This window comes from Methylobacterium sp. WL116 (genome assembly GCF_008039455.1).
Classification (GTDB): Bacteria; Pseudomonadota; Alphaproteobacteria; order Rhizobiales; family Beijerinckiaceae; genus Methylobacterium.
Window position 1 is genome coordinate 1 of record NZ_VRUV01000035.1, and the last position, 18,811, is coordinate 18,811.

The window sequence follows — 18,811 nt, forward strand, 5'->3', positions numbered from 1 at the left end:
GGGCAGTGCCTCGGGTCGGGGCGCGTGGCGCGAGACGCGGCCCATGCAGGCCCACACGGCTTCCTGCCGTGCAACGATCCGTCCCTCAGCAAGGCCCCGCTCCGCGTAGTGATCGATTGGGTCCCAGAGGCCAATGTCGGGATTGATCTCGCGGTACTGGGCTGGACAGAACAGCGGCAGGCGCCTCAGGCGAGCCTTGACCCGCCGCGACCAAGGTTTCTCAACCATCGTTCGAGCCGGAAGCGGACGCGCTCACCGGGGCGGGTCCGGCTCGGTCCGGCACAGTCGAGGGCGCCCGAGTCGGACGCTTCGCGTGCCGGAGATAGAAGCAGGCCTGGTCTCCCCTCCCGCGCCGGTTCAGAAGGTCCGCCTCGCGCCTCCAGGCGTCCATCTCCTCCGGCGAAAAGATCCGTGCGCCCTGGCCCCACCGGTACGATCCGTCGGACAGGAGAGGAATGCCGCGTCGGTACTGCTCGCTGCCCCAGAATTGCAACTCGTACGAGTCGCAACGCACGTCGACGATCCGCAATCCGCTTCTCTCGGCCGCCTCCGTCAAACTCTTGCGCGTGTGCAGGCAGATGTGGCGGGGCGCGTCAAGCTGGACCCAGTCGGTTCCGTAGCGCTCGAAGGCCTCGGAATCGGCAAGGGGGAGCCGGATGAGGCAGGTGCCCGCGGGGGAGAGCTTCGCTGCGACCTGCGCAAGCGTGGCGACCGGATCGAGCAAGTGCTCGAAGACATGGTGGAACATGATCACGTCCCAGGTACCCTCCACCTCATCGAGCTGCCTGCGCCGCACCACGAGGCCGTTCGCGTAGTAGCGTTCGCGCGGGATGAAGGCATCCACGCCGAGGACGTTCTGCCAGCCTGCCTCACGAAGTTGATACAGGAGGCGACCCGAACCGCATCCGACATCGAGGATGCGGTCGCCGCGACGAAGCCTCAGTTTCCGCAGCGACCACAGGGGTCGCCGCATGTCGGTGTGCGAGAGGCGCCGCGCCACGACCTGAGGCCAGGTGAGCAACGCACGGACGCGCCGGGCTCGCGCCGCACGGCGGGTCGGATCGCTGAACTCTCCATCGAGATCCGCATCGAAGCTGTAGTAAGCCGGCCCATAATAATTGGCGAGATTGGGAGGAGTGCTGGTGATCTGAAGGCAGCCGCAGGCGCGACACTGGAAGTAGTCAAAGGCATCCAGCCGTCCGAACATCATCTCCTTCGCTAGGTGATGGCGGTGCATGCCCGTCGCGTCGCAGACCCGGCACCGTCCCGCATCAGTCGCGCTCATGCCGGTGTCCGCCGCGTCAAGCGCAGGATCGCAAGCACAAGGCGAGCGAGCGTGGGTCGTGCCAGCCACGCTGCGAACGGCCGTCGATACGGGTGGATCACGCTCGACCCCGATGACGAGGCGACGTGCTCCAGGGCCGTCGCGAGATCGAGCTCCGCGCCAACGGCGTTGAGGATCCGAGCTTTCATGGGCGCCTCGCGCGTCGCGGGATCGCTTGCCCACCACGGCTGGAAGGGATGGTCCTCGCAGATCGGGATCCGCCAGAGCTTGGCGAGCGTCGGCAGCTTGTACTCCAAGAAGCCGATTGTCGGCGGCCCGGCCGCGACGTACCGGTCGAGAAAAGTTCGGGGCAAGCATACGACGATGAACAGGCAGCACCAGAGCTCGCCGGAATATCCGTAGTGCTCGAGCAGCCATGCGCGGAAACCATCACGGTCGGTTCGCTTTTCCGGATCGTCGTCCCTCAGCCACCCCCACCAAGCTGCGACCTCCGCGGCCGGGCGAAAGCCGGAGAACAATGCCTCCCCCGGTTTCAAGGCCGCTAGAACCTCGGTAATGGGACGAACCACGAGCATGTCCCATTGCACCACGACGACCGTGTCCCACGCCAACCGGTTGCCGCGCTCCCGATGCCACGTTGCCAGCAGCTGGTCGCCGTTGCGCCACTTCCACGAGGCGTCCTCCGTGCCTGAGTAAGCGTAGAAATCGTCCACGAGCGGCGCGAGCCGTTGCCGGGCCTCCTCCGTCCGCAAGGTCGGTCCGCCGTAGAGGCCGAAGATCGCAAGGTCCGGATGCAGACGGCGGATCAGGTGCAGGCGGGTTTGGCAGACGTCGAAGCTCTTGTAGAACCAGAACAAGATCGCGAGCCTCATGACGACGATCCGTCGAACTCCCGGTTCGCACCCCGGGGACGCTTTGTCATCCGCATCAGGATGCGTTCGACCCACGGCGTCGGGGGCCGGGTGTTCACCTCGTGCCTCAACGCATCGAGCTCCGCCGTGCGCGCGAGCAGGGCGACGCTGGCTCGACCTTCCGCGCTGCGCGCATCTTCCAATTCGGCCTCCAGTTCCGCCTGTAGCTGCTTGCGCCGGTCCGCCTCCTCGCGGCTCATGCGCTCGACGTCAGCGGTGAGCGCCGCGAACTTCTCCTCGCCGACCGCGATCGCCCCTTGTGCCTTGGCCAGGGATGCGGCGAGATCCCGAACCTCCTCCTCGGCCTGCCCCCGTGCCGCGCAGGCGTCATGCAACTCGAGGCGGTGCGAGGCCTCCACCTGCCGTGCCGCTCCGAGAAGGGCCGCGTTGACGGCCTCCAACTCGCCCTTCTGCGCAGCCAGGATACGCCGTTCAGCTTCGAGCCCGATCCGATGTGCCTCCCGGTGCTCCGCCGGAATGTCTCCATCGTCGCCGAGACCAGCGCGATCGACGCGCCTGTCTTGCTCCGCATTGGTGCGCCGCAGGAAGTCAACGAACTCGGACCTCAGGGTCGGATTTGCGCCCAGGCGAAGCTCGAGCTCGGTGACGTAGGGTTCGAACAACGCGCTCGCTCGATCGATACTGTCGAGCGCAGCGGTGAAGACCTCCGCGCCGGCACCCGCTTCCCGCGCGCAGGCCGTCAGTTGATCGAACACGGCGTAGGCCAGCGGAAACGCGTCCCGTCGTCCCACGGTCTCGTGCTTCAGTTCGCGGCTGAGGAATGCATCGATCTCCGGCGCCGCCTCGCCCTCGCCCCGAGGCCACGTCAGCGTGAGTTGGCCGCCGATGCGGCGCGCTTCGGCGCGCCAATCCGTCAACAGCGCGTCGTAGGCCACGAACGTGCGCGGCGCGCCGCGCGTGGCATGCTCCGCCGAGAGCACGTAGCGGAGCCAGAGCAGGATCCCGCGCCCGGGCGGCCAAACGCCGTCGGGGTACACGTGGGTCTGCCTGCGAGCCAGCGACGCGGCAACCTCCGCGGGATCGCGGAAGGGCAGGACGAAGGCGGCCTCGACCCCGATGCGATCCAAGGCGTCCCGCCAGATTGGGATGAAGAACCCCATGCGCGGATCTTTGATTACATGCAGGGGCGCGTCGGAGAGATGCCGCCGAAGGAGATCAACGGTGGCATCGACCTGAGCCCGCGCTTCCGCCGATGAGAACCAGGACGGCTCCAGGCCGAACACGCTGTTCACGTTGACACCGGCCGCCCTCAGGAACGCGTCATGAAGGTCCACGACGGCCTGAGGCTCCCAATGCCCGAAATCGTTGCCGTGAAAGGCAGGCACGAGCGGGCCGGGTATCTTGCACCCGAGCAGGTTGAGGACGCGAGCCGTTGCCGAGGTCCCACTCCTATGCATCCCCGGCACAAGAATTACTCGTTGGTTCACCTCGGAAATCCCACGCTGTACTTCTTTGTCGATGGAAGATTGCAGAGGCTGAGACTATACTGGCAAGGCGCTGTCCATCGCAACCCGGCCGCGCGGGCTCGTGATATCGCCGCCGCCGGGAAGTGTGGTCAGCATCACCGCCGGAACGATCCGCAGCTTCGCTTCATCGAAGCCGAAGTCGCAAAACGTTTCCCAGTTGGGAATGTGATGCCGGATCAGATAATCGGGGAATATCCGCAGGACAAGGTAGATGTCCAGCGATCCATCGGGACGAGCCAGGAAGCTTCCCTCCTGAACGTCCGGCCCCACTTTGATCGTGTCGGTGCAATCGACGGTCATAAGATCGTCGGCCGTGCTGAACAGGCTGCAGAAGGCCGAAGGGCTGGTGATCCTGTGGCGATGGCCGTGGAAGATCAACCAAACGTCAGGTTCCCCTGCCTTCTGAAGCTTGCATCCGTCGAGGTCGGGCCGCTGGGTCATGGCGAGCGGTATGAGCTAAATAGCCGAGTTGGACAAGACCTTGAGATGCGAGGTTCGATGCGTCCCCTCCGATATACCTCTATGATAAATCATTGATTATGGCAACGATTTAGACACTTATCTTGAACGCGGCACGATTTTTCTGCGATTATATACCTTCGAGACAGCATCCGTCAGCTAGAGCGGCATCCGACCGGGCTGAATCACTGGGGCTTACCGGTCGGAGCGTGATGTGGTTCTCTTCGCGGCTTTCGCAGGAGAGCCGCATGGCATCCGCTCTATCCGTCGATCTGCGCGCGCGTGTCGTGGCCGCCGTCGAGGAAGGCGCGTCGCGCCGTCAGGCGGCCAAGCGGTTCGGCGTGAGCCCGACCAGCGCAATCCGCTGGTACGAGAGCTTTGTGCAAGAAGGGCGGGTCGCACCCAAGCCGATGGGCGGGGATCAGCGCTCGCAGACGATCGAAGCACAGGCCGACCTGATCGTTTCGACCTACGAGGCCAAGCCCGAGATTTTCCTGCCGGAGCTACAGGAGAAGCTGGCGGAGCGCGGCCTGCGGGTCGGGGTGAGCAGCCTGTCGCGCTTCTTCGAGCGTCACGGCATCACGTGAAAAAAACACCGGCCACGCGAGCGAGCAGGATCGGGAAGACGTGAAAGCCGCCCGCGCGGCATTGTTCGAGGGGCAACTCGACCTCAATCTGGACGCCCTCGTGTTCCTGGATGAGACCGCGGCCAACGCCGCTCTACGCCCGATCGAAGCCCTGAAGGCGATCCGCACCTTCGTCGGCGTGCTAGAGGAGGGCAGCCATGCCTGGTCGTTAAAGGCACCCTTAGCTAGTCAGACGTGTGCTGGACAAAGCGCTGGAGAAGCCTCGACGCCGGTTAAGCGTCGCGCCCGGTGAGAGCTAATCCGTCCCCGCTTCCTCCATCGCTATCGACCGGAGCAATTCCCGCCCGGCTGGCGCGAGGAACCGATTATCCGAACTGCCGATCCCGTCCCGTGAAATGGGGCTCACAATTCTGGCGCTTTCGCTGGCAATGACGGCGCAATTGCATTCGGAGCCGTCATGCCCGCGACCAACGACGGGGTGGTCTCGAGACCGCGCCAGAAAAGCCAGATGGAGTCCTATCTCCATGTCCTGCACGCGCTGATGCTGCGGGACATGCGCACGCGCTTCGGCGGATCGCATTGGGGCTACATGATCGTCGTGCTCTGGCCGGTCGCGCACGTCATCATGCTCGTGCTCATCTACGTCCTGCGCCACGTGCCAGCCCCCATCGGGGACAGTCGGGCGCTGTTCTTCGCGAGCGGAGCGGTACCGGCACTCGTATTCCAGTACATTTCGCGCGAGGTCATGAAGTCCGTCATAACGAACAGGCCGTTGACCTATTATCCTCAGGTCAAACTGCTCGATGTTATCTTCTCCCGCATCCTTGTTGAGATCGTGACTGGCTTCCTGGGGTTGCTCACTATCTTGGCTATCCTGGTGGCAGCCGGCGTCAACCCGATACCGGTCGACCCATTCACGTCGATGTGCGGCTATCTCGCCGCGATCCTGCTCGGCATCGGCGTCGGCACGATCAACGTAAGCATCTGCGCCTTCTTCCCGGCCTGGATATTTGGAAGCATCCTGTTCACGATCGTTATCTATATTACGAGCGGCGTGATGTTCCTGCCGAATTTTCTCCCTGACCAAATCTACGATGTTCTGAAATACAACCCCGTCGTCGGTATCATCGAATGGGTCCGGCTGGGATATTATTCTGATCTTCCGGTCAGAGTGGATTATATTTATATCTTGCTGTTTGCCCTGTCCACTCTTACGGTAGGTCTTTTACTAGAGAGACATGTTGTTAGGAAGATAACATAACTCAGCTACACAGGCGGCTAATATTTGCCTAATAAAGCAAAAACGATATTGAATCCTATCTAATCAGGCATCTAAGATGTTTTATCGTCATATGCAAAAATCTGTAGCGTGCAACTTTGTAACTACTCCACCGAGCGAAGCAGCAGCCCAAGACCTGTGTGGACGCCCGTGAAGTCGGGCCCGGTGCTGATCTGATCCTTCCGCCCGCGGGCCGGTAAGCGCTCGGTGATGGCTGCCTTGTGCGGATAGAGTCTGGGTCTGGATACAGGGGATAGCGCTGTATCGGCCCTGTATCTGGACCTATGACGAACACGGCTCACATCGTCGTCGCGGGAACGCGACGGACCTGGTCCCCCGAGCACAAGCGCGCGATCGTTGCCGAGGCAGAGGATCCGGCGACGACGGCCTTTGAAGTGGCGCGCCGGTACGGGCTTCATTCGAGTCTGCTGTTCCGCTGGCGCCGCCCTCTCCGGACAGAAGCATTGGCGCCGGCGGTGGCGTCCCGCCCGAGCTTCGTTCCGCTTGCGCTGCCGGCTCCGCAACCTCCCATCCGGGACGAGCCGCCCCACCCCGGCGCCATCGAGATCGAGCTGGCCGGCGGTCATTGGCTGCGGGCCGAGGCAGGCGCGGACGTAATGCTCCTGCAGGGCGTGATCGCGGCGCTGCTGGGCCGATGATCCTGGTCCCCTTCTGTTCCCGGGTTTGGCTGGCGACCGGCCACACCGACATGCGTAAGGGCTTCGACGGGTTGGCTAGTCTCGTGCAGGATCACCTGGCGCGTGATCCGTTCTCGGGACAAGCCTTCGTCTTCCGCGGTCGGCAAGGGCACCTGATCAAGGTGCTGTGGTGGGATGGCCAGGGCCTGTGCCTGTTCGCCAAGCGCCTGGAGAAGGGTCGTTTCGTCTGGCCGGCGACGGTGGGCGCGGCTGCCGCGCTGACGCCGGCGCAGCTCGCCATGCTGCTGGAGGGCATCGACTGGCGTGCCCCGGTGCGTACGGACCGGCCTCGCATCGCCGGTTGACGCGCGGGTGCCGGCAACGGGCTTGCGTGCTGAGCGGGACGGCGTAAGCTGTTGATGTGGCTCTCGATCCTGGCTCACTCACCGATGACGTCGATGCGCTCAAGCGCATGATCGTCGGCATGGCGCGGGAGGCCGTCCATGCCAACATGCTGATCGAGAAGCTGCGCAGCGAACTCGTTCGTCTCAAGCGGGCGCAGTTCGGCGTCTCGTCCGAGAAGCTGAAGGCACGCGTCGAGCAACTCGAACTCGCCATCGAGGCGTTGGGGGTCGACGAGGCCGAGCGTCTGGCTGCCGCCCCGGTCGTGGCCGACGCCGTCGAAGCCTCCCGCGTAGGACCGGCTCGGCGCCCCTTGCCCGATCACCTCCCCCGCGAGAGCGTAATCCATCCCGATCCCTGCGCCTGCCCGTCCTGCGGTGGGGGCCTGCGTCGGATCGGCGAGGATGTGACGGAGACCCTCGATTACGTGCCCGGGCGCTTCAAGGTGGTTCGGCACGTACGCGAGGCGTTCGCGTGCCGATCCTGCGAGGGTATGGTGCAGGCGCCCGCCCCGCATCACGCCATTGCCCGTGGGCGCGCCGGAGCCGGGCTGCTGGCCCATATCGCGGTGGCCAAGTTCGACGACCACCTGCCGCTCTACCGGCAGGCCGAGATCTATGCCCGGGACGGCGTGGACCTGGCTACCTCGACCCTGTCGGGCTGGGTGGGCGCGACGGCCGCCGCCCGCTCGGCTCTGGTCGACCTGCTCCGCCAGGACGTCCTGACGGGCTCGGACGTTCTCTACGGCGACGATACCCCCGTCCCGGTGCTGGGACCGGGCCTGGGCCGGACAAAGACCGGACGGCTTTGGGTCTATGTGCGCGACGAGCGCCCCTATGGCGGCGTGCGTCCGCCGGCCGCCGTGTTCCTGGCCTCCCCCGACCGCAGAGGCGAACGGCCGCTGGCGCATCTGGCCGGGTTCCAGGGCGTGCTGCACGCCGACGGCTATGCCGGCTTTAATCGGCTCTACGAGGGCGGGCGCACCGGCGGTGTCCTAATCGAGGCGGCGTGCTGGGCCTACACCCGGCGCAAGTTCTTCGACGTGCACGCCAAGACCGGCTCGGCCATCGCCGGGGAGGCGCTGGAGCGCATCGGCGCCCTCTACGCGGTCGAACGCGAGATCGCCGGCCAGCCGCCCGATGAGCGACAGCGACGGCGACAGGATCGATCCCGCCAGCTGGCCGATGCCTTGAGAACCTGGGCCGAAACGATCCTGCCGCAGCTCTCCGGCCCCTCGGATCTGGCCAAAGCGTTCCACTAGGTGTTTGATCCCGCGGTGTGGTGATACGGTTGAGCACCATGCTGCGAGGGATGCGCTATGGGCCAGGTTCTCCATGGAAGCGCCACCACGACGGAGGCAGTCCGTCGCGCGATCCAGCTACGTGAAGAGAGCGTAAGGTCGCTGGCCAGGCGCTACGGCGTCAGCCCGACGACGGTGCAGAAGTGGCGCAAACGGACGAGCACAGCAGATGCCCGGATGGGGCCCAAGGAACCGCGCTCCACCGTGCTCACCGTCGAGGAGGAAGCGATCATTGTCGCCTTCCGCCGGCATACCCTGCTGCCGCTAGACGACTGCCTCTACGGGTTGCAGCCGACGATCCCGCACCTGACGCGATCCTCGCTGCATCGCTGCCTGGAACGGCATGGCATCAGCCGACTACCCGAGATCGACGGCGACAAACCCAAGAAGCAGCGCTTTGCGACCTACGCTATCGGCTACGTCCACATCGACATCGCCGAGGTGAGCACAGCTGAGGGCAAGCTTAGGCTGTTCGTGGCTATTGATCGAACCAGCAAATTTGCCTTCGTGCGGCTCGTGGAGAGCGCCGGCAAGATGGAGGCGGCGCAGTTTCTGCGCGACCTCATCGAGGCGGTGCCCTACCGCATCCACACCGTGCTCACAGACAACGGCGTTCAGTTCACTTCACGCCGACAAGACATCTACGATAGCCAGCACATCTTCGACCGCGTCTGCGACGAGCACGACATCGATCATCGGCTGACCAAGGTGAACCATCCTTGGACCAACGGACAGGTCGAGCGAATGAACCGCACGATCAAGGATGCGACGGTCAAGCGCTACCATTACGACAGCCACGACCAGCTTCGAACGCATCTGCACCTGTTCGTCGATGCCTACAATCACGCTCGTCGGCTCAAGACCCTGCGGGGCCTGACACCCACCGAGTTCATCCTGAACGCCTGGACGAAAGAGCCTAATCGCTTCAGGATCGACCCGTCACACCTCATCCCGGGACCATACACCTAGAGCGTTTTCGGGCTGCGCTGAATCGGGGAGGTGGGGTTCACGCGAAGCTGTTGGGCTGATTCACTGATCGTTTCTGAGAAGGAGCGAAGCATGGGCCGACCCTACAGCCAGGACCTGCGCGAGCGGGTGGTGAAGGCCGCGGCAACGACCTCGCGCCGCCAGGCGGCCGCGCGGTTTGGGGTCGGCATCGCGACTTCGATCCGCTGGATGGCCGCGCTCACGACGACAGGGACGGTGGCCGCTCGTCCGCAGGGGCGGGCGCGCCGCTCGAAACTCGATCCGCACGAGGCGTTCCTGCGCGGCCTGATCGACGGATGAGACGACATCACCCTGGAGGAGATGCGCGCCCGGCTTCGGGATGAGCACGATCTGACGGTCGGGCTCGGCACCCTGTGGAGCTTCCTCGACGCACGCGATCTCACGTACAAAAAAAGACAGCTCGCGCCGCGAGCAAAATCGCCCGGACGTGAAGGCCGCGCGCGAGGCGTGGTTCGAGGGCCAACCCGATCTCGACCCTGCCCGCCTCGTGTTCCTCGACGAGACCTGGACCTCCACCAACATGGCCCGCCTGCGCGGACGGTCTCCCCGCGGCGAGCGGCTGCGTTCGCCCATCCCGCACGGTCACTGGAAGACCACGACCCTGGTAGCCGGCCTGCGCCTGTCCGGGATCGCCGCCCCGTTCGTGCTCGATGGGCCGATCAACCGCGACGCCTTCCAGGCCTATGTCGATTAGGTTCTGGTGCCCGAACTCGCCCCCGGCGACATCGTCGTCATGGACAACCTTGGAAGCCACAAGGGGCCGGCCGTGCGTGCCGCCATCGCGGCAGCCGGCGCGCAGCTCTTGTTCCTCCTGCCCTACTCGCCCGACTTCAACCCCATCGAGATGGCGTTCTCGAAGCTGAAGGCGCTCCTGCGCAAGGCGGCTGAGCGAATCGTCGAGGGATTGTGGTCGGCCATCGGACGCCTCGTCGATACCGTCACGCCAGACGAGTGCGCCAACTTCTTCGCCGCAGCAGGATACGAACCAGATTAAACCGAAAACGCTCTATATGCTGACCCGCTGGCGCGCGCTGACCCGGGTGTTTGACGACGGCCGGATCGGGAGAGGAGCCATCAGGGTCGCCGGTGAGCTAGAAAGTTAGAAGCCCGTGCGATGATCATTCTGGTGTGGACGCAGGGCGCTTTGTCGACCGCGCCGGCCGATTTGGGATTGATCCTTTCCCTGTCAGCACGCCGCAGCACGACGTCGGGCTAGAAAGCATCCCGTCACAGCAAAACACCCAGATTGGCGCACGGTCATCCCCTCGGTCAGCCGGCCTTCAGGAAGACAGTGCAACCGAAAAACAACGCCGAGCCTCTACCGAGTGCTTACGAACTGCTGACCGTACGACAACCTGGGCAACGGGCATGATTGCGCTTCGGTTGAGTGGCAATGCGAAGGGCAGTGCTCTCCGCACGCGTGACGTGGAGAACGCGATAACCGGGGATGGAACAGAGAAGGGTCATGCCCTGATCTGAGAATCCCTGCCCGGTTCAGCCAGGAGCTACCTCCCAGCACCCCCAGCCGACCTAATCCACCAAATTTGGCGAAGAGCCACTTTCCAGGGGGCGGACCACACGCAGCTGGGCGGGTTTGAATTCTCCATCTCGATGCGACGGGAGGCCCAAGCAGAGGCAGGGGCTGTACTCGGCTTGCAAATTGGGGCAATCAACCATCTGCGGAGCTTGCTAGAGACGCAACGCCAAACCGCAAAGTTGATGGCAGGGTTATGATCAACGCTCGCCGGGCGACCCAATTATCGAGACACACCCGATAGGCGTGCCCCAGCGCTAAATATTAACTTAATGAGCAAAAATGCTGGCTGGTGCAAGAGCTACCGTTCGTTACCTTTTTCGCTCACTTAAGCTAAACCGTGCGAGGACGCTTGAGCGTTTGAACGGGTTCGACGCCGAGTTCTATAGCTATTACTGCCAGGATGTCGGTAATTTACGCGGCGAGGCCGCCTTAAGCGAGCATTTCCTGCGGTTCGGGCAATCAGAAGGCCGTCCGCCGAATGCCGATGTCCTGATCGCGGACCTTGAGACGACGTACGGTCCCCTGCCGGCGGACTTCTCTCCGCTGCACTACCGCGTACTTCACAGTGACCTCGCTTTCATGAGACGGTCCTGGGAGCTCAAGGCCCACTACCTTCGCTACGGGCGGCAGGAGCAGCGAGCTTATCAGTTAGATCTGAGCGCCCACGAGAGAGAGTTCGCACAACTCTTCGAGCGCCAGGGCCCCCTGAACGATGCGTCGGCTCAAACTGCTGCAAGTGGCAGCCCGACGGACATGCTGGACGCAGCAGGGGTGCGGCCAGGCCCTTGGCTTAACCGATTCATACTCTTTGAGTTCGCCGTTTTAAACGCTTCCTGGCTCCCCCGGCCGCCCGCATCCCGCGCCGACGGGATACGGTTGTTCCTCCAACATGGTATCGAACGCCTTGCGCCGATCGCCATCCGAGAGGCGTTCGACCCTGCCTTCTATCGCGGCAACGCGACCAACCCGTCGGCACAGGCGAGCGATGCCGATCTCTACCGCGACTGGCTCAATTATGGGATTCTTCTTGGGGTTTTTCCCAACGAAGGCACGGCGCTAGCCTCGTTGATCGGCGAAGACACGTTCCCGGATGCCTTCGATGAGACGCTCTATCGCGCGCTAATGACGAGCGAGACCGGACGGCCCGGTCCCGGACGCTTCGCAGCCCTTGAGCATTTCGTCACGACGGGGTTCGCGATCCTCAATGCCGAAGTCGTGCAGGGTCCAGGGTCGGCGCGGCTGTACGAGCAGATTGGGGAACATCACCTCCTGCGCGGCAACGCTGCGATAGCGGTAAAGGCCTTCAACCGCGCCTTGGCAATCCGGCCGGATGTTCCGCGCGTGCGCCACCGCCGCGGCGACACCCTTCTCGCTTTGGACCGGAGGGAGGAGGCAGCCGAAGACTTTATCGCCGCCGCCGAAGCGCCCGACGCCAGCGTCTGGAGCCACGTCCACGCCGCCGAACTCCTCGCGGCGAGGCCGGATGGGAGCCCGGCGGCCCTAGATCGCGTGATGCGCTCAGCGCCGTCCTGCAGGCACTCCGGCGCATGGCGCGCTGCCGGCCACCGCGTCGTTGCGGAGGTCTTCGCCGCCACCAGCCGCCGGGCGACCGATCTGTACGCCGAGGGCCGTCGCGTCGAGGCTGATGCCTGCTTGACTGAATGCCTAGATCGCCTCGTGCAGGTGATTCCGATCATCGATCCTCTCCCGGCCCGGCTCCCGGCACCCCGCGAGGGTGTTGTTGTCATTATGGCCAACCGCGAGCTCCCGCAATGCGACCACTACCGGGTCGTGCAGAAGCGCATGCAGCTGGAACGCGCGGGCTGGACGGTCGAGATCTTCCGGCATTCTGAAGGAGAGTCGTGCAGGCTGGCCCTGGATCGGGCCTGCGCAGCGATCTTCTATCGCGTCTACGGCTTCCCTGAAGTGATGCACGCGATCCTGTACGCACGTGCCCTCGGCATCCCGACGATCTACGAGATCGACGACCTCCTCTTCGACCCGGCGTACTATCCGGATCCCTTCGAGAGTTTTGAAGGGCAGATCACGAGCGCCGAGTATCGTGGACTACAATACGGCGTGCCGCTATTCCGGTACGCCATGCGGCAATGCGAGGTTGGCCTCGCATCGACCCCAGCCCTGGCTCAGGCGATGCGGCCCCTCGTGCGCTCCGGCGTCTGCCACGTGCTTCGCAACGGCCTGGACGAGCGCAATGCTCCGTTCCTCGACCGAGCCCGAATGCCGTTTTGTACCTCCGCCGTGACGATCTTCTACGGATCGGGGACGAAGGCACACAACCGGGATTTCACCGACATCGCCGCGCCGGCCCTTCTTGAGGTTCTCGGCCGCCACCCTCATGTGCGCCTTGTCATCGCGGGCTACCTCCTGCTCGACGAGCGGTTCGGACCCATGGCCGACCGGATCCTGCAGCTCGGCTTCACCTCGGACGTCTCAGCCTACTGGGAGACTCTGTCGGGGGCGGACATCAACTTGGCAGTCCTGACGCCCAGTCCGATGTCGGATGCCAAGAGCGAGATCAAGTGGCTCGAGGCCGCGATGTGCGGCATCCCCTCCGTTGTCTCCGCGACCCGGACCTATCGAGAGATCCTCGTCGATGGCGAGGACGCGTTCCTGGCGCGGACCCCGCAAGACTGGTCGCGTGTTCTCGATGCCCTCGTCCGGGACGCGGATCTTCGCGAAAGGGTTGGCCGTCAGGCGCGGGCTAAAGCAGTGCGCGAATACAAGCTTGACGGGGCAGCTGACATCTTCTCTGGCTTCCTGCCGACCCCCGCGAAGGCCCGCCCGTCGTACGGGCGCGATTTAAGCGGACCCGCTACAGTCGCGCGCGCGACAGCACCAGTTACCCCGCCCCGGACCGAAGCGCGGTGCAAACCGCGCCTCCTCGTCGTCGCGGTTTACTTTCCACCTCAGACCGTCGGCGGCGCGACGCGCGTCGTGCGTGACAACGTCGATCATTTCCTGGACCACGCCGCCGACGCGTTCGAGATCGCTATTGTCGCTACTGATTTGGGGGCAGCACCAGCCTATCGAACTCGGATCGACAACTATCGCGGTGTGCCGGTCTACCGCATTGCAGCACCTCAGGTAAATTATGGTGAGTGGCGCGGGTTCGATCCGGAGATGAAGGCGCCGTTCGAGGCGCTGCTTGATCGGTTCGAACCGGATCTTGTCCATTTTCACTGTGTGCAGCACCTTACGGCGTCGGTAGTCGAGGCCGTCGCCGAACGAGGCCTGCCCTATCTTATCACGCTGCACGACGCCTGGTGGATCTCCGATTTCCAGTTCCTAGTCGACGAGGACGGGCAGGTACGAACCCCATCCTCCGACCCCCTGCTGCACAGCTTGAACCGCAGGGTCTCCCCCATGGCGTCGATCGCGCGCCGACGCGAGCTGGGCCGCGTGATGGAAGGCGCGGCCGGGCTCCTAGCCGTCTCGAACGCATTCGCCGACCTCTATCGCGCCGCGGGTCATCTCCGAACGGTCGCGGTTCCGAACGGCGTCTCGTTACTGCCGCGGGTGGAGCGGCGGCAGAGTGCGACCGGACGCGTACGCCTGGGGCAAATCGGCGGCCGTACGGTGCACAAGGGCGCGGTACTGATCGAGGCCGTGCTGCGCACCTACGCCTTCGAACGCCTCTCGATGACCGTTGTCGATCACGCCTACGCAGGCGATTACCTGCGCGAGGAGGTCTGGGGCACGACGCCCGTCCGCATCGTCGGCAGAGTGGCGCAAGAACGAGTTTGGGACCTATACGCGGATCTCGACGTCCTACTCGCCCCGTCGCTCTGGCCGGAGAGCTTCGGGCTCGTGACGCGCGAGGCCCGAGCCGCCGGGCTCTGGGTAGTGGCCAGCGACCGCGGTGCAATTGGCGAGGAGATTGTTGAGGGGGTGGATGGCTTCCGCGTTGACCCGAGCAGTCTGGACGCGTTGAGGCAAGTGCTAACGCTCATCGACGTGAATTCGGATCGCTTTCTTGAAAGTCCGCCCCCGCCCCCAGCATCGCCGCGTACAATGGCGGATCAAGGCGCGGACCTGATGAGGCTCTACGCGGAGTTCTGGCCAAGTTCTGAGCCCTGTCGAACCGATGCCTCACTTTAAGGCGCTACCCCGACCCTCGATATCGCGACATCGGGTTTGACGCGCATCTCCTCCGTCGACGAGAGTGAAACCATGAGCTTTGTAACAATAAATTTCGCCGGACATACGTTCCAGATGGACGCTTCCGACGATATGGACTTAGTCGCCAGGCAGATCGCGTCTGGCAGCTACGAGGCTCCGCTGCCCTTTCTAATGATGGCGACGCTCCTGCGCATGGAGGGTCTTTTCATCGACGTCGGCGCCAACACTGGCGTCTACACGATCATGACCGGCACGGTAGCAAGCGATCGAAGGATCATTGCGTTCGAACCCCTGCCGCCCGTCATTGAGATCCTTAAGCGCAATCTCGCTAGCAACGATCTCACTGGGCGGGTGACGCTCATCGAAGCGGCTCTGAGCGAGCATGCGGGCACGGCCGACCTCCATCTCCCCGATCCCAGACACGGACTGATCGAAACGAGTGCGTCCCTTGAACAAAGCTTCCAGAAGACGCACTCGACAATTCAGGTTCCCGTAAAGCGCCTTGACGATTTCGCGATCACGGACACGATTGCCGTGATCAAGGTCGATATTGAAGGCCACGAACACGCCTTCCTCCGGGGCGCGCGCGAGACCATTCTCCTGCATCGACCCATTATCTTCGCCGAAGTCGTCAAGCCGGCAAGGCGGAGTGCGATCGGCGCATTCCTCCACGACGTCGGCTACATCGATTTCCGGCTCAGGCCTGACATGGCTATCCATGACGGTGAGGTGCTGTTCGACAATGCAGCCTGGAACCACGCCCTGGTCCCTTCCGAGCGCCTGACTAAGTTCAAAGAAGTCTGTGACGCCTGCAATCTCCCGATGCTGCGGCGTTTCCAACTCGTATGACGGGGCGCCGCGCTTTTTGCGTCTTTATGCTTTCGAGTGCCACTCGTGAGCAGCCCAAGTGAGCGTTTCGGCGTTAACTACGGTCCTATGTAGTGGGTGAAGGATGAAGGGCTTGCTCATAGCAGCCGTCCTACAAGCTTCGCATTAAGGGGACATACTAAGAGCGCCTAACCCCTGATAGAGTGGGGCGCCAATCAATGAGCGAATTGAGGTTGAAGACCATGTCGCTGTACGAAATATTCCTCGGTAATACTGGCCGTCCAATTCACAAAACGGGCCACTATTTCTTTGCCTACGAACGCCATTTTGGTCGCTACGTCGGGCAGCCGATGACTTTTTTAGAGATCGGGGCGGGCAACGGTGGTTCGTCGCAGATGTGGAAGCGATGGCTTGGACCGCTCGCCCGCATTGTTACAATCGACACCAACGAGGTGTGCCGACAGTACGCAGACGAACAGGTTTCGGTACGGATTGGTGACCAATCTGACCCAATCTTTCTGCAGTCCCTCCTAGACGAATTCGTAACATTTGATGCGATCCTGGATGACGGCAGTCATCATATGGAACATGTCAACAAAAGCTTCGACTTTCTTTATACAAAACTAGCACCCAATGGCGTTTATATGATTGAGGACATGCACACCGCTTACTGGCCAGATTACGGTGGCGGGAAAGGCGACCCTCGCTCCATTGTCGAGCGCTTCAAATGTCTCGTCGATGACCTCAACGCCGATCATATCCGAGACGGTACTACCGCCCCGTCTGCCTTTACCCGTCAAACAGTGGCTATGACCGCCTACGACAGTATTCTTGTATTTGAGAAAGCACCACTTATTAACAAGAGTATGAAAATGGTTGGCGATAACAGCATGAGGATCAACTACTGACCAGCTAAAAAGGCGGCGGCGGTATCTTACAGCATTTGGATGATTTCCTTGGCTACATTCTCAGGATTTTCAAACTTTAACGTCGTGAGAAATCCCGCCTCGCCTTCTACGACTGTCTCTGTTCCGGCAGCATGCAGGTATGTCACATGCGTGCCGGAGAGTGCATCAAGCATCATAAAGTTACTATTGGGATAGACACTCGGAGAAATACATATAATATTTGCACGAGATCCGACGAAAACTAAATTATGAAATGCGGAACCTGTCGTTCCTAATATCGTTTGCCTGTCTCTAAAAATAGCAATCTGATCTCGAAGTTTCATTGTTTCAGGATAAACGATTTCAATCCCGGATGCGGCTAAGACATCCGTCAATGCCTTTTCATTTGCGAACCGTCCAACTCCAGCCGTCAAGTTAACTTTGGAGATATAGACTGGGGTTTCGATTGCGTCCTGCGTCCGCGGGTGATCTCCCAAGATATTGTCGCCAATTATTCGACAGAGTTGGCCGAACGCACGATGCGCGAAACTCTGCTCTTGAAAACTTGGGTGAGGAACGATCAAGCGTAATATGACGGTGGGATGTTCAACAAACACGATTCTATCTTCTGTGATACCAAGCGCGCCGAATATGTCTTTAATAAAAGATATCCTAAACCATTCACTCGGAGTTCCCTGGCCGTGATATACTATTTTATAGTTTGCATTAGACTTATCAATTAGAGGCCAAAGCCTGGCCAAAGTGTTAACAATGAAGTGGCCGAAATGTATGTTTACAAAACCACCATAGATACATGGCTCATCAATGGTGTGGAGAGCACTTCGAACAAGACTGATCGGAACTTGGGTTTTCCTATCGCCGATTGAGGCGTTCGGACCGTGACGATCGATCGCCTCATCCAGAGCGCGGCCCGAGCGGGTGAAAATTCCCCAGGCGCCATCAGGTGCGGTTGGCAATGCAATGACATCCCGAACTTCACTAACACTGGGGCGCTCATGGATTATTTCATAACCTCCCCACATCGCTTGGCACTGACGCAGTATGGACAGGGTATCAAACATCAGGATTTATCTCGATCATTCGGGAGGCAGAGGACAGACGGAAATTGCCGCTTCAATAGCACTGAAGTAGGCCACTTGACGAGAAATGCTGCGCCAGGAAACGTGCTCCTATCCGCTGCTGAGCTCGACTTTGGCCATTCAGGCCGCCTGGCACAGGGCGTAGGCCCAGGCTGGTGGCAGGCGGAACCGAGGTTTCTTTCGGTTGCGCCTGCGGGGTGACGTCGACAAACCCTGCTGGCACCAGTTGGTTCGACGGACGGCTGCGAGAGCATCGGAGAAGGTCGGCTGCGGTTTGGGGTACCACGCCGTCGCCGCGACCTGCCGCCTCTCACGTGCGGAGAGCCGCGTGGCGAGCAGGGTGACGATGGAGAACAGGGCGAGCAGGCAGGGGGTCGTACGAGCGATAGCCTTGTCGGACCATTGCCGCTGGGTCTCGACGCCGAGATGGGCACGCGCTTCCTGGAAGGTGACCTCAGCCTGCCAGCGCCGGACAATCCTTCGACTAGCTCAGGATGAGGCACGTGACGATCTGGGTCGGGTCTCGTGCGGGGTCAGTGCAGAGCAGCGATTGGGGGTCGAAGCGCTTCTCGGGATCGCGGATCAGAACCCAGCGGATCGGCACTGCTGTTAGACCGGAATGATGCCAGACGGCGGTGGCCGTGGCGATCTCGATCCTGCGCTCGCCCATGCCGTACCAGCCCGGCACGCTGACCTGCTGCCAGATGGTACCTTCGTTCACGGATCGTTAGCCATCTCTGACCAGCTTGCCGCCTCCGCCTTGGAGCCGGCCCATGATCCTGTCTGCCATCGCCGCGAAATTGAAGCAGCGGGCCAAGACCGACTTCAGGGGCCGGCACTACGAGGCGACGCTCATCGTGCAGGCGGTCTCCTGGTACTTGCGCTATCCGCTGAGCTACCGCGACATTGAGGAGCTGTTCCTGGAGCGCGGCCTGGAGGTCGATCACAGCACCCTGAACCGCT

Annotated in this window: 15 protein-coding genes and 3 pseudogenes; 11 read left to right on the forward strand and 7 right to left on the reverse strand. The window is 62.3% G+C overall.

The features are described 5' to 3' along the window. The 5 genes from FV223_RS31225 to FV223_RS05345 all read right to left on the reverse strand — a co-directional run. Positions 1–228: hypothetical protein (locus FV223_RS31225; RefSeq protein ID WP_210247498.1), on the reverse strand; the 228-nt coding region annotated here is incomplete at its 3' end. Beyond that, a complete protein-coding gene (locus FV223_RS05335; protein WP_187276069.1) occupies positions 221–1,285 on the reverse strand; it encodes a class I SAM-dependent methyltransferase in 1,065 nt (354 codons plus the stop codon). The genes FV223_RS05335 and FV223_RS31225, both read right to left, overlap by 8 nt. Further along, the gene (locus FV223_RS30130; protein WP_187276070.1) at positions 1,282–2,157 is read right to left on the reverse strand and encodes a hypothetical protein; all 876 of its coding nucleotides are present in this window, start codon (positions 2,155–2,157) and stop codon (positions 1,282–1,284) included. Before FV223_RS30130 ends, FV223_RS05335 begins: the two co-directional genes overlap by 4 nt. After that, positions 2,154–3,491, reverse strand: coding sequence for a hypothetical protein (locus FV223_RS05340; RefSeq protein WP_147725827.1), 1,338 nt, complete (start codon positions 3,489–3,491; stop codon positions 2,154–2,156). The genes FV223_RS30130 and FV223_RS05340 overlap by 4 nt, the downstream gene beginning before the upstream one ends. Before the next feature lie 207 nt (positions 3,492–3,698). Continuing rightward, entirely contained in the window at positions 3,699–4,124 is a 426-nt protein-coding gene (locus FV223_RS05345; RefSeq protein ID WP_147725828.1) for a hypothetical protein, read from the reverse strand. 266 nt (positions 4,125–4,390) lie between these two features. On the opposite strand from FV223_RS05345, the pseudogene FV223_RS05350 reads away from it, so the two are divergent. The 10 genes and pseudogenes from FV223_RS05350 to FV223_RS05395 form a co-directional block, all read left to right on the forward strand. Then, a pseudogene (locus FV223_RS05350) lies at positions 4,391–4,856 on the forward strand (helix-turn-helix domain-containing protein); the annotation flags it as partial. 330 nt (positions 4,857–5,186) lie between these two features. Beyond that, positions 5,187–5,990, forward strand: coding sequence for an ABC transporter permease (locus FV223_RS05355; RefSeq protein WP_147725829.1), 804 nt, complete (start codon positions 5,187–5,189; stop codon positions 5,988–5,990). A gap of 302 nt (positions 5,991–6,292) precedes the next feature. Further along, positions 6,293–6,667, forward strand: a complete 375-nt coding sequence (locus FV223_RS05360; RefSeq protein WP_147725830.1) for a transposase — start codon at positions 6,293–6,295, stop codon at positions 6,665–6,667. Then, positions 6,664–7,011 carry an IS66 family insertion sequence element accessory protein TnpB gene (gene tnpB / locus FV223_RS05365; RefSeq protein ID WP_147725831.1) on the forward strand — a complete coding sequence of 116 codons (348 nt, stop codon included), beginning with the start codon at positions 6,664–6,666 and terminating at the stop codon, positions 7,009–7,011. The genes FV223_RS05360 and tnpB overlap by 4 nt, the downstream gene beginning before the upstream one ends. Before the next feature lie 56 nt (positions 7,012–7,067). Next, on the forward strand, positions 7,068–8,309 hold the full coding sequence (locus FV223_RS05370) for an IS66 family transposase (RefSeq protein WP_147725832.1): 1,242 nt from the start codon (positions 7,068–7,070) through the stop codon (positions 8,307–8,309). 57 nt (positions 8,310–8,366) lie between these two features. Next, positions 8,367–9,317 (forward strand): IS481-like element ISMdi8 family transposase, encoded by a 951-nt coding sequence (locus FV223_RS05375; RefSeq protein WP_147725833.1) that lies wholly within the window; start codon positions 8,367–8,369, stop codon positions 9,315–9,317. Positions 9,318–9,407: 90 nt separating this feature from the next. Next, a pseudogene (locus FV223_RS05380) lies at positions 9,408–10,350 on the forward strand (IS630 family transposase). Between the two features lie 900 nt (positions 10,351–11,250). Further along, positions 11,251–15,012: a glycosyltransferase gene (locus FV223_RS05385; RefSeq protein ID WP_246689608.1), complete on the forward strand. Its 3,762-nt coding sequence runs from the start codon at positions 11,251–11,253 to the stop codon at positions 15,010–15,012. 36 nt (positions 15,013–15,048) lie between these two features. Then, the gene (locus FV223_RS05390; protein ID WP_246689609.1) at positions 15,049–15,882 is read left to right on the forward strand and encodes an FkbM family methyltransferase; all 834 of its coding nucleotides are present in this window, start codon (positions 15,049–15,051) and stop codon (positions 15,880–15,882) included. Positions 15,883–16,103: 221 nt separating this feature from the next. Beyond that, entirely contained in the window at positions 16,104–16,769 is a 666-nt protein-coding gene (locus tag FV223_RS05395; RefSeq protein WP_147725835.1) for a class I SAM-dependent methyltransferase, read from the forward strand. 26 nt (positions 16,770–16,795) lie between these two features. Here FV223_RS05395 and FV223_RS05400 read toward each other — a convergent pair whose 3' ends face one another. Continuing rightward, positions 16,796–17,830 carry a glycosyltransferase 61 family protein gene (locus tag FV223_RS05400; protein ID WP_147725836.1) on the reverse strand — a complete coding sequence of 345 codons (1,035 nt, stop codon included), beginning with the start codon at positions 17,828–17,830 and terminating at the stop codon, positions 16,796–16,798. 502 nt (positions 17,831–18,332) lie between these two features. Continuing rightward, a complete protein-coding gene (locus FV223_RS31535) occupies positions 18,333–18,569 on the reverse strand; it encodes a hypothetical protein (RefSeq protein ID WP_246689610.1) in 237 nt (78 codons plus the stop codon). A gap of 52 nt (positions 18,570–18,621) precedes the next feature. On the opposite strand from FV223_RS31535, the pseudogene FV223_RS05410 reads away from it, so the two are divergent. After that, positions 18,622–18,811, forward strand: a pseudogene (locus FV223_RS05410) (IS6 family transposase); the annotation flags it as partial.